This is a genomic window from Mycobacterium sp., assembly GCF_032159765.1.
Classification (GTDB): Bacteria; Actinomycetota; Actinomycetes; order Mycobacteriales; family Mycobacteriaceae; genus Mycobacterium.
Genome location: NZ_JAVHWM010000067.1, coordinates 19,634 through 30,462, shown reverse-complemented (window position 1 = coordinate 30,462; position 10,829 = coordinate 19,634). Strand labels below are relative to the sequence as shown.

The following is a 10,829-nucleotide window of genomic DNA, read 5'->3' as shown; positions in this document are numbered from 1 at the left end:
GGCCGATGCGACACGAGTCATCTGGATCGGGTCCTGACCGGCTTGATCGGTGTCCGGAATCGAGAGACGACGACGCTACTGGCTGTTATCGCCGAACTTCTCGTCGACGATCCAGCGCCACAGCTCCGGTGCCGACGCGCGCTTGCCGAACGAGGCGAGCATCTGCCGCGATGGATCACCGCCCTACCGCGGGTCGATGTCTACCGCGCGGTGCGCAGAACTAATGTGTTCGGTGATGTCGACGAACTCGTGATCGGTATGCGACTCGACGGTGGGCACGAGCTGACGGTCGCAGTCCAGATCGACCACAACATGTTGTCGAGCGTTGTCGACGCTGGCGTTGTACCGGATCCAATCGACGAGGCCCTTGCGCGGGTGGCCGAATCCAGCAGCGATGTCAGCGTTTTCGAGATGAGCCTGGCCGATGCGCGGGTGTGGATCGAGGATGCGCTCAACAAGCCGGCACTTGCGCCTCAGACCGATATGTGGCCGCTCTACAGGGCACTCGTTCAGTGGCTGATAGGTCGGCTACCCGAAGGTGGCGAACACCAGTCACGGGCCGGGGACGGGGAGTCGAACGAGCTGTGCGATAGGTTCTTCGCGACCAGTTCGGCAGCGCCGTTCACCGACTCCAGCCATCGGGAGCTGTTACTGGAGCTTTTCGAGACTGGTACGGGTGACCCGTTGCGGTGGAGCGCAGCTCGCGTCGAACAGGCGATCGGCGGCACGCCCTACAGCGAGGACAGCCTTCCGTTGGAGGTCGCGCTAGACGCTCCCGATCTGCGACGGGCGTTCATCCCATACGCTCACGCGCAGAGCGGGATTCGGGACGAACTGACGTCACGAACCCTCGCAATGGTCGACGCGCTGAGGTCGAGCTACAAGCGGGAGGTTCTGAGGCAAGCCAAGAATTGGGGTCTTGACGATGCGGTCTAGCGACGCCGCTGCGTACGAACTGGTCCTGTCAATTCCCGCCACTGGCCCGGGTTTTCGTGAAGGCGTTGCCCGGTGATGCGCGATTTGGCCGCAGATGATGACCGCCTCATCCCGGCGCGGATCGCGCGGCCGAAAGTTGTCATACCCCTCTGCGATGATGACGTTATGTCCTTGACCGCATCCTCCGGCGCTACGGCTCTGCCTCCTGATCAGCGGCTTGAGGTGTTGTTCGAGGAGCTGGCGGAGTTGCAGGGTCAGCGCAACGCGATTGATGGGCGCATCGTGGAGATCGTCGCCGAGATCGATGGCGCAAGTTGTGGGGCGCCACGGGGGCGCGGTCGGTGGCGGCGTTGGTGGCCTGGAAGACCGGCTCGTCGCCCGTGCACGCCAAGACGATCACCACCGTTGCGCGTCGCCTCGATGCGTTTCCCCGCTGCATAGGGGAGTTGAAGGAGGGCCGGCTGTCGCTGGATCAGGTCGGGGTGATCGCGGGGCGCGCGGGCGAGGGATCCGATGAGCACTATGCGCAGCTGGCCGCAGTTGCGACGGTCAACCAGCTGCGTACCGCGGTCAAGCTCGAACCTCGACCCGAGCCCGAACCGGGTAGCCGAGGAGAACCGCAGCGGTCGATCACCAAAGTCACCAACCACGAATTCACCGACTACCGGATCAGGTTGGCGAACATCGAGGCGGCGAAATTCGATGCGGCGCTGCAATCGCACCTGGATGCTCTGGTAGCCGAGTGGAGGCGCGATCACGACGATCCCGACCGCGCCTCTGACAACGGCCCCGCCGTTGCCCACCACCGCCGAGGCGTTCCTGCGCCTGGTCGAGGCCGGGTGGGATGCCGAGGTGGCCCGCCGCCCGCACGGGCAGCACACCACCGTGGTGATACATCTGGACGTCAAGGACCGAGCGGCTCACCTGCATCTGGGCCCGTTGCTGTCGGACGCCGACCGCCGATACCTGCTGTGTGACGCCATCTTTGAGGCCTGGTTCGAACGTGACGGCCAGGTCATCGGCTGCGGCCGCGCGACCCGGCAGATCAGCCGCCGGCTGCGCCGTGCCCTGGAGCACCGACACCCGACGTGCGCGGTGCCCGGCTGCGGAGCCAGTCGGGGTCTGCACACACACCACATCCGGCACTGGAAGACGGCGGCCCCACCGAGCTTTTCAACCTGGTACTGGCCGTGGCACCCTGTCCCGGTCCCACGGGCGAGCGCGCCGACTGGTGGTGGTATGAACCATTCCAGCCGCAACCACCACCGACCAACAACTAGGTCGCTGCCCGGGCCCGGTGGTCACAGCACCGCCTCGATGCTCAAACAGGCTGGGGCATGGAGAAATTCGTTCAGCTACCGAGCCACCGCCACCATCAGGATCCGCGCTGACGCCGCACTAACTAAAGCGCTGCCCGCTATCCGGTTGGTCAGCGTCTTGTGTTTTGAACCTGCGGAGCAAGACAATCGAATCATGAAGATCGTCGTCATTGGAGGGTCTGGACTCATCGGGTCGCAGGTGGTTCGTGCTCTGAACGAACAAGGCCATGAGGCCGTTGCGGCATCTCCCAGCTCGGGCGTCAACGCCCTCACCGGCGACGGCCTCGACGAGGCTCTGCGAGGCGCCGACGTGGTCGTCGATGTCTCGAACTCTCCCTCGTTCGAGGACGCAGCCGTGCTGAATTTTTTTGAGACGTCGACCGGCAACCTCCTCTCGGCGGAAGCCACAGCGGGCGTCCGTCACCACGTCGCGTTGTCGGTCGTCGGTGCCGACCGCGCCGACCAAAGCGGTTACATGCGAGCAAAAGTCGCTCAGGAACGCCTGATCGAGGACTCGCAGGTGCCCTACACGATCGTGCGCGCGACGCAGTTCTTCGAATTCGTCGGTGCTATCGCAGACGAGGCTACCGACGGCACCACAATTCGGTTGTCGCCGGCCTTCATTCAGCCGATGGCCGCCTCCGACGTCGCCGCTGCGGTCGTCACCGCCGCGGAAGGCGAGCCCGTCAACGGCATCGTCGAGGTCGGCGGCCCCGAGAAGTTCCGCTTCGAAGAGTTCATCCGCGGCTACCTACAGTCGACCGCCGACACGCGCGAGGTCACCAGCGATCCGAATGCCCGCTATTTCGGTGCGCTGCTGGACGACGACACCATCGTCCCCGGCAGCGGCGCGACGCTCTACGAGACCCGATTCGAGGACTGGCTGCGAAGCCAATAGTCAACGGCCGCAACAGCTTCCGCCAACTTGCCAGCCCAGGCCACATAACCGTCGGGGCGAACCAGCACCGCGGGCGGCAGCGTCGCGTCGGTGTGCACAGCCAGCGTGACGTCCGAGCGGCCGAGATCCAGATTGGCCCGCGTCAGGAGCACGAACTGCCCGTCACGCATCAGCTCGTAGAGCCGGGTGCCGGAGCAGTCGACGTCGGGGATGCGGCGCCCGGTCAGTGCATGGGCGCCGTGCGGGCGCGGGTACCTGATGCCGATTCCGCTGAGCCGGCCCTGCATGAACCGCCTCGTCGGCCGGAAATTCAGCAGGAAGGTGATGGCGACCCGGCGCAACACACGGCGCGGCAGGCTGCGGCCGAGAACCAGTTGGTTGAACCCGTCGGTGAGCTTCAGAACCTGTGCGCCGACGCGATGCCGCTCTTTCTGGTAGGTGTCCAGCAGCCCGTCGAGTGCGATGCCGTGGACCGCGGCGGCGAGCTTCCATCCGAGGTTCATCGCGTCCTGGATGCCGGTGTTCATGCCCTGCGCACCAAGCGGCGAGTGCACGTGCGCGGCATCGCCCGCGATGAAGCCGCGGCCCACCTGGTAGCGCTCGGCCTGGCGGCGCTCCGAGAGGAATCGCGAACTCCAGCGCATCTCACGCATGCCGAAGTCGGTCTTTCCGATGCGCAGGAATGAGTCTCTGATCTCTTCCAGAGGAACGGGTTCCTTGAGCGGCACGTGCTCGCGCGTCCTGTCCCACGCGATCGCGCGGAACCAGCCGTCGCCGAACGGAACGAGGAGGATGACGCCGTCGGGGCTAGTCGATGCCGACAACCCTTCGGTCGGCGGGCTCTTCAGTTGGACGTCGGCGAGCAGGATGTGCGTCTGGTACTCCTTACCCTCGAAACCGATGCCCAGCAGATCGCGCACGGTGCTGTGCGCCCCGTCGCAGCCGACGACGTATGCGGCGCGTTCTGCGGTCCCGTCCGCCAGTCGCACCGTCACCCCCTCGCCCTCCTGCTGCAGGCCGACCACCTCTGCGCCGTAAACGATCTCGACACCGAGTTCGTTTGCGCGGGCAGTCAGCACGCGCTCGGTGAGGCTCTGTGGCGCCATCAACACCATCGGGTATCGGCTGGGGAGCTCCTTCAGGTTCATCACGGCTCCAGGCGCCGGGACCACCTCGTAGACGGGCAAGCCCCGCTGCACGAGCTCGTCAGCGAGCCCGCGCGCGTCGAGCAGCTCCAGGGTGCGGGCATGCACGCCGAACGCCCGCGTGATGTTCGGAATGTCGCGTCGTTCGTCGAGTAGCCGCACGGTCACGCCGCGCATCGCGAGCTCGCAGGACAGCATCAACCCGGTTGGCCCTGCGCCGACGACGATCACATCGCTGCTGTTCATGACGCCTCCAATTAATTCATCGGTTGATGAGTTCATCATCCAATGAATTACTGGCGGCTGTCAAGACCTGGCCGCAGATTCCGTAAGCTCAGCCACGCCATGCTCGCCATCCTGCTCGCCCACCTCGTCGCGGCGGCCGTGGCACCGCTGTTGGTGATCCGCTGGGGCAGGCTGGCGTTCTACCCGTTGGCGCTCGTTCCCGCCATGTCGCTGGCGTGGGTCGCCGCGAGCTGGCCTGGGCACCACGGCCCGAGCACCGTGCACCTGCAATGGGTGCCCGAGCTGTCGCTGAACATCGACCTGCGCTTCGACGCGCTGTCGGCGATCATGGCCGTGCTGGTGCTCGGGATCGGCGCACTGGTGCTGTTCTACTGCTCCGAGTATTTCCACCACTCAGGCTCGACTGCTCCTCACGTCCGCGGCGATGGCGACACCGAGCAGCACCTACCGAGCTTCGCCGCCAAACTAGTCGCCTTCTCGGGCGCGATGTTCGGGCTCGTCGTCAGCGACAACATGCTTGTGCTGTACGTGTTTTGGGAGCTGACGACCGTGCTGTCGTTCCTGCTCGTCGGCCACTACGCCGAACGCGCCAGCAGCCGCCGCGCCGCGATGCAGGCGCTGTTGGTCACCACCGCCGGCGGGCTGGCGATGCTGGTCGGCATCATCACCCTCGGGCACACCTCGGGCACATATCGGTTGTCAGAGCTGGTGGCCCACCCGCCGGCCGGCGTGGCGGTGAACGTCGCGCTCGCGCTGCTGCTCGTCGGTGCTGTCAGCAAGTCGGCGCTGGTGCCGTTCCACTTCTGGTTGCCCGGCGCGATGGCGGCGCCGACGCCGGTCAGCGCGTACCTGCACGCGGCCGCGATGGTCAAAGCCGGCGTTTATCTCGTCGCACGGCTGGCACCGGGTTTCGCCGACGCAGCGCCTTGGCGCCCAACGCTTGTGATCCTCGGCGCCGCCACCATGCTGTTGGCGGGATGGCGGGCCGTGCGTGAATACGACCTCAAGCTGATCCTGGCGTTCGGCACCGTCAGCCAACTCGGTTTCATCGCGCTGATGGTCGGCGCGGGCGGCGGAGACCTGATGCTGGCGGCCCTCGCGCTGTTGGTCGCGCACGCACTGTTCAAGGCGACACTGTTCATGGTCGTCGGCATCATCGACCACGCCACGGGCACCCGCGACATTCGACGGCTGTCATGGCTGGGGCACCGAAGCCGGCCGCTGTTCATCATCGCCGCGTGCGCAGTGGCAAGCATGGCCGCGGTGCCGCCGTTTCTCGGCTTCGTCGCCAAGGAAGCAGATTTCGAGACTCTGGCGCACAGCGCGTCACTCGGCCGGACCGCCCCGGTGGTGCTCGCCGCGGTCGTGCTCGGATCCGTGTTCACGACGATCTACAGCCTGCGGTTCCTGTGGGGCGCGTTCGCCCGCAAGGGTGCCAGCGAACCTAGTTCGCTAGTCGCCCACATGCACCGACCGTCGCGGAGTTTCCTTGCCGCACCGGCCATCTTGGCTGCCGCCGGCCTGGCGCTTGGCCTCACGCCGCACTGGCTTGATGAGCTTCTTCACGACTATGCGGACACCGTGCCAGGCGGGCACGGGTACACGCTCGCTCTTTGGCACGGCTTCGGGTTGGCTCTCGGCCTCTCGGCACTGGTGCTAGCGACCGGCATCGCAGCATTCCTGTTGCGAGATAGATTGCGGCGCACTCGAATTGGTTGGGTTCCGTTGGGCAACGCGGATCGGATCTACGACGCAGTGGTCCGCGGCGCCGACATGCTCTCGCTCAGGGTGACGGCTCTGACTCAACGTGGCTCGATCCCGGCAACCCTGTCGGTGATCCTCGCCACGCTCGTGCTGCTGCCCGTCGTCGCACTGGCGGCGGGGGCACGCGACCGTCCCCAGTTCCGATTGTGGGACTCCACAGTGCAACTCGTGGTTGGCCTGTTGGTGGTGGCGGCCGCACTCGGGGCGACGGTGATGCGCAACCGACTGGCCGGCGTATTACTCATCGGCATGACGGGCTACGGGTGCGGATTGATCTTTGCGTTCCACGGCGCACCGGATCTGGCGTTGACGCAGTTCCTGGTCGAGACCCTGACATTGGTGGTATTCGTGCTCGTGCTGCGCGCGCTGCCCGCGGAGACGTCCGTCGAGAACATCAGGCGAAACCGATTCCCGCGCATCCTGCTAGCGCTCGGGGTCGGCGCGGCGGTCACCACGATCGCCGCGTTCGCCATGGCCGCCCGCACCGGTACGTCGATTGAGTCCCTGCTCCCTGACGCGGCACATGACCGCGGCCACGGCGCGAACACGGTCAACGTGCTGCTCGTCGATATCCGTGCGTGGGACACCCTCGGCGAGATCATGGTGCTCCTGGTCGCCGCGACAGGCGTCGCATCAATGGTGTTCCGGCACCAACGGTTTGGTGCCGCACCCAGGGTTGCCGACGCTCCGCAGCCCGCACCGGTGTCGAGCGACGTGACATGGTTGCGGGGCAGCGAGCTGCGCGACCCGCGCCACAGGTCGCTGGTGCTCGAAGTCGCCACCCGCGTGATCTTCCCGCTGATCATGGTGCTTTCGGTGTATTTCTTCTTCACCGGCCACAACACACCCGGCGGCGGATTCGCCGGAGGGCTGACCGCCGGGCTGGCGCTGGTGCTGCGCTACCTCGCCGGCGGACGCTACGAGCTTGGCGAGACATTGCCCGTCGACGCGGGCAAGGTGCTCGGTGTGGGGCTCGGTCTGTCAGTGGGGACCGCGGCAGCGCCCCTGCTGCGGGGAGCGCCCGTGCTCTCGTCGGCGCTGATCGAGCTGGACGTACCGGTGCTCGGCCACGTCAAGTTCGTCACCGCACTGTTCTTCGACCTCGGCGTGTACCTGATCGTGGTGGGCCTCGTGCTCGACGTGTTGCGCAGTCTCGGTGTGCATCTCGACGAAGAGCTCCGCCCCCCTTCAGCGAATTCGGAGGCGACGCTGCGATGACCACCGCCATAGTTCCGCTGGTGCTGATCGGCGTACTCACGAGTTGCGGCGTGTATCTGCTGCTGGAACGCAGCCTGACCCGAATGTTGCTGGGCGCGTTGCTCATCGGCAACGCGGTCAATCTTCTGATCCTGACCGTCGGCGGCCCGTCAGGCAATCCGCCGATCGACGACCGAACCAGTGCAGGCCGCACCACCACAGCGGACGCGTTGGTGCAGGGCATGATCCTGACGGCCATCGTGATCACCATGGGAGTCGCGGCATTCGTGCTCGCGCTGGGCTATCGCGCGTACCGGCTCACCACCGCAGAGGAAGTCGGTGACGACCCCGAAGACGCCAGGGTGTCGCACCAGACCGAAGATGAGGCCGACGAGGACGTCGTCCCCCCAGAGCCCGAACTCGACGAAGACGAGCCGGCCGAAATCGACGCGCTGCCAAGGTATTCGCAGAAGTCGCAGGAGGATTCGCCGTGACCTTGGCGTCTGCCCTGACTCCGCTGCCGGTATTGATCCCCGCAGCGGGCGCCGCGCTGACCATGTTCCTTGGCCGCCGTCGCCGACTTCAGCGCGCAATCACGCTCGCGGCCCTGGTGGCCGTCGTGGCCGTCTGCGTGGCGCTGATCTACCTGGTCGATCGACACGGCACGGCTGCCCTCAACGTCGGCGGCTGGGGACCCAGCGTGCCCGGGCTCGGGCCGTTGGGCATCACACTCGTCGTCGATCGGCTTTCGGCGCTGATGATGGTTGTCTCGGCGATCGTGCTACTGGCCGTCGTCCTGTACGCGATCGGGCAGGGTATCCGGGACGGCGACGAACGTCAGCCGGTGTCGATCTTTCTCCCGACCTACCTCGTGCTCTCGGCGGGCGTGTGCGATGCGTTCCTGGCCGGAGACCTGTTCAACCTCTTCGTCGGGTTCGAGGTGCTCCTGACCGCGAGCTTCGTGTTGCTGACCATAGGGGCCAGCGCGGACCGCGTGCGCGCCGGGATCGCTTACGTGATGGTCTCACTGGTGGCATCGCTGGTGTTTCTGATCGGCATCGCGCTGATCTACGCCGCCACAGGGACATTGAACATGGCCGAGCTCGCGGTGCGACTCGACCACGTCGCGCCCGGCACGCGCAGCGCGCTGTTCGCGGTGCTGCTTGTGGCGTTCGGCATCAAGGCCGCGGTGTTCCCGTTGTCCACCTGGCTGCCCGACTCCTACCCCACCGCCCCCGCACCGGTGACGGCGGTGTTCGCGGGTTTGCTGACGAAAGTCGGTGTGTACGCGATCATCCGGGCGCATTCGCTGCTGTTTCCCAGTGGCGGGCTGGATGCCACGCTGCTCGTGGCCGCACTGCTGACGATGCTCGTCGGCGTCCTCGGCGCGATCGCCCAGAACGACATCAAGCGCCTGCTGTCGTTCACGCTCGTCAGCCACATCGGCTACATGGTGTTCGGGATCGCGCTGGCCACTCGGCCCGGGATGGCCGGCGCGATCTTCTATGTCGTCCACCACATCATCGTCCAGACGACACTGTTCCTGGTGGCCGGTCTGATCGAGCGGCAGGCGGGCGCGTCGACGCTGCGCAGGCTTGGGGGCCTGGCGGCGGCCAGCCCGCTGCTGGCCTTACTGTTCTTACTGCCGGCGCTCAATCTCGGTGGTATTCCACCGTTCTCGGGATTCCTCGGCAAGGTCGCTTTGCTGCAAGCCGGAGCTGATAGTGGGTCGGTGCTGGCGTGGATCCTCGTCGGCGGGGGGGTCGTCACCAGCCTGCTGACGCTCTACGTCGTCGCGCGCGTGTACAGCAAGGCGTTCTGGCGATCGCGCGCCGACGCACCCGAGGGCGCGTTGTCCAGTGCGGCGCCGACGGTGCTGCTCGAGGATGCCGACGACGATGTCGCTTTCATCGACCGCGACGACGTCGGGCGGATGCCGGTGGGCATGCTCGTGCCGACGATGGCGCTCATCGGTGTTGGCCTCGCTATCACCGTGCTGGCCGGCCCGTTCTTCTCCTATGCTGACCGCGCAGCGGCCGATGTGCTCGACCGGCGGCAGTACATATCGGTGGTGCTCGAGAGATGAGGCGGCGATGGGCTTTGCGCGTGTGGTCAGTGTGCTGGCTGGTGCTCGCGTGGATTCTCCTGTGGGGCAACATCTCCGCGGCGAACATTCTCAGCGGTCTGGCAGTCGCGTTGTTGATCACGCTGCTTCTTCCGATGCCGACGGTGCCGGTCGAAGGCAGGCTGCACCCGCTGTCGCTGTTGCGGTTCATCGGTGTGGTGGCCTGGTATCTGATGGTGTCCAGCGTCCAGGTGGCATGGCTGGCGGTCAAGCCGGGACCGCCCCCGCACAGCGCGGTGCTGCGCGTCAGGTTTGCAACGAAATCGGACCTAGTTCTGGCGCTTGGAGTCAACGCGATCAACCTGACGCCGGGCACTATGGTGCTCGAGATCGACCGCGATGAACGGATGCTCTACGTGCACGTGCTCGACGTCGGCTCGTCGCGTGCGGTGAACCGCTTCTACCACGAGGTCGCGGTTCTCGAGCACCTCTTGCACAGGGCGTTCGAACGCCAAACCGACTGGGAGCCGGCATGAATGTCGTGTGGGTTGTCGCGGCGGTCATGCTGGTCGTCGCAGCGGCTCTGACCACCTTCCGGATCCTGAGCGGGCCCAGCACTTTAGACCGGTTGGTGGGCCTCGACACGCTCGTGGCCGTGGCCATGTGCGCGCTGGGCACGTGGGCCGCGTACAGCCTGGACTCCACGGTCGTGTACGGGATGACCGCGCTGTCGCTGATCAGTTTCGTCGGTTCGATCAGCGTCACCCGGTTCCGGGTGCCCGATGTCAAGCCGGACGAGGAGCGACCATGAGCGCACCCGAGCTGATCTCCGGGGTACTGGTGATCGCGGGTTCGCTGCTGGCCCTGACTGCCTCGATCGGCGTCGTCCGCTTCCCGGACACGTTGTCGCGCATGCAGGCCGCGACCAAGCCCCAGGTGCTCGGGCTGCTGCTGGTACTCGTGGGCGCTTCAGTGCGATTGCGAGGCAACGCCGACATCGGAATGATTGTTCTCGCAGGCATGTTCACGTTGATTACCGCGCCGGTGATCGCAAACCGCGTTGGCCGGCTGGCCTACCACGAGCACGGCGTCCGCGACGACCTGCTGACCGAAGACCAGCTGGCCGAGGACCTGACGAAGCGAGCCAACCCGCCACACCCGTAACAGCCGCCGACCACTGTTCGAGTTGCCCGCATCGTAGCGACAACGCGGCCCTGATTCCCTTGCTGCGCAGAGATTGCCGCTAAGATACGGGCACA

Annotated in this window: 9 protein-coding genes and 1 pseudogene; 9 read left to right on the top strand and 1 reads right to left on the bottom strand. The window is 66.0% G+C overall.

What is annotated here, in order from left to right; genetic code table 11:
- From QOH60_RS08215 to QOH60_RS08205, 3 genes and pseudogenes are all read left to right on the top strand, one after another.
- On the top strand, nucleotides 1–936 hold a 936-nt coding region (locus QOH60_RS08215), incomplete at its 5' end, for a hypothetical protein (RefSeq protein WP_526418972.1).
- Nucleotides 937–1,101: 165 nt separating this feature from the next.
- Nucleotides 1,102–2,216: pseudogene (locus QOH60_RS08210) on the top strand (HNH endonuclease signature motif containing protein).
- A 193-nt stretch (nucleotides 2,217–2,409) separates the two neighbouring features.
- Nucleotides 2,410–3,153, top strand: coding sequence for an SDR family oxidoreductase (locus tag QOH60_RS08205; RefSeq protein WP_526418970.1), 744 nt, complete (start codon nucleotides 2,410–2,412; stop codon nucleotides 3,151–3,153).
- On the opposite strand, the gene QOH60_RS08200 is transcribed toward QOH60_RS08205, so the two are convergent.
- Nucleotides 3,114–4,544 carry an FAD-dependent oxidoreductase gene (locus tag QOH60_RS08200; RefSeq protein ID WP_526418967.1) on the bottom strand — a complete coding sequence of 477 codons (1,431 nt, stop codon included), beginning with the start codon at nucleotides 4,542–4,544 and terminating at the stop codon, nucleotides 3,114–3,116. The two genes, QOH60_RS08205 and QOH60_RS08200, sit on opposite strands and share 40 nt — an antisense overlap.
- A 99-nt stretch (nucleotides 4,545–4,643) precedes the next feature.
- Here QOH60_RS08200 and QOH60_RS08195 point away from each other — a divergent pair, with 99 nt between their 5' ends.
- From QOH60_RS08195 to mnhG, 6 genes are read left to right on the top strand one after another with little or no spacing between them, the layout of a single operon-like run.
- Nucleotides 4,644–7,526, top strand: a complete 2,883-nt coding sequence (locus QOH60_RS08195; RefSeq protein ID WP_526418965.1) for a Na+/H+ antiporter subunit A — start codon at nucleotides 4,644–4,646, stop codon at nucleotides 7,524–7,526.
- Nucleotides 7,523–7,999, top strand: a complete 477-nt coding sequence (locus tag QOH60_RS08190; protein ID WP_526418963.1) for a Na(+)/H(+) antiporter subunit C — start codon at nucleotides 7,523–7,525, stop codon at nucleotides 7,997–7,999. Before QOH60_RS08195 ends, QOH60_RS08190 begins: the two co-directional genes overlap by 4 nt.
- Nucleotides 7,996–9,591: a Na+/H+ antiporter subunit D gene (locus tag QOH60_RS08185; protein ID WP_526418961.1), complete on the top strand. Its 1,596-nt coding sequence runs from the start codon at nucleotides 7,996–7,998 to the stop codon at nucleotides 9,589–9,591. Before QOH60_RS08190 ends, QOH60_RS08185 begins: the two co-directional genes overlap by 4 nt.
- Entirely contained in the window at nucleotides 9,588–10,106 is a 519-nt protein-coding gene (locus QOH60_RS08180; protein ID WP_526418959.1) for a Na+/H+ antiporter subunit E, read from the top strand. Before QOH60_RS08185 ends, QOH60_RS08180 begins: the two co-directional genes overlap by 4 nt.
- On the top strand, nucleotides 10,103–10,381 hold the full coding sequence (locus tag QOH60_RS08175) for a monovalent cation/H+ antiporter complex subunit F (protein ID WP_526418957.1): 279 nt from the start codon (nucleotides 10,103–10,105) through the stop codon (nucleotides 10,379–10,381). The genes QOH60_RS08180 and QOH60_RS08175 overlap by 4 nt, the downstream gene beginning before the upstream one ends.
- Complete coding sequence (gene mnhG, locus QOH60_RS08170; protein WP_526418955.1) at nucleotides 10,378–10,734, top strand: monovalent cation/H(+) antiporter subunit G; 357 nt, start codon at nucleotides 10,378–10,380, stop codon at nucleotides 10,732–10,734. The genes QOH60_RS08175 and mnhG overlap by 4 nt, the downstream gene beginning before the upstream one ends.
- The last annotated feature ends 95 nt before the right edge of the window (nucleotides 10,735–10,829 follow it).

Excerpts from the sequence above, each read along its gene's own strand:
- QOH60_RS08200 (WP_526418967.1), bottom strand. The coding sequence starts at position 4,544 with ATGAACAGCAGCGATGTGATCGTCGTCGGCGCAGGGCCAACCGGGTTG.
- mnhG (WP_526418955.1), top strand. The coding sequence starts at position 10,378 with ATGAGCGCACCCGAGCTGATCTCCGGGGTACTGGTGATCGCGGGTTCG.
- QOH60_RS08180 (WP_526418959.1), top strand. The coding sequence starts at position 9,588 with ATGAGGCGGCGATGGGCTTTGCGCGTGTGGTCAGTGTGCTGGCTGGTG.
- QOH60_RS08195 (WP_526418965.1), top strand. The coding sequence starts at position 4,644 with ATGCTCGCCATCCTGCTCGCCCACCTCGTCGCGGCGGCCGTGGCACCG.
- QOH60_RS08175 (WP_526418957.1), top strand. The coding sequence starts at position 10,103 with ATGAATGTCGTGTGGGTTGTCGCGGCGGTCATGCTGGTCGTCGCAGCG.
- QOH60_RS08205 (WP_526418970.1), top strand. The coding sequence starts at position 2,410 with ATGAAGATCGTCGTCATTGGAGGGTCTGGACTCATCGGGTCGCAGGTG.
- QOH60_RS08190 (WP_526418963.1), top strand. The coding sequence starts at position 7,523 with ATGACCACCGCCATAGTTCCGCTGGTGCTGATCGGCGTACTCACGAGT.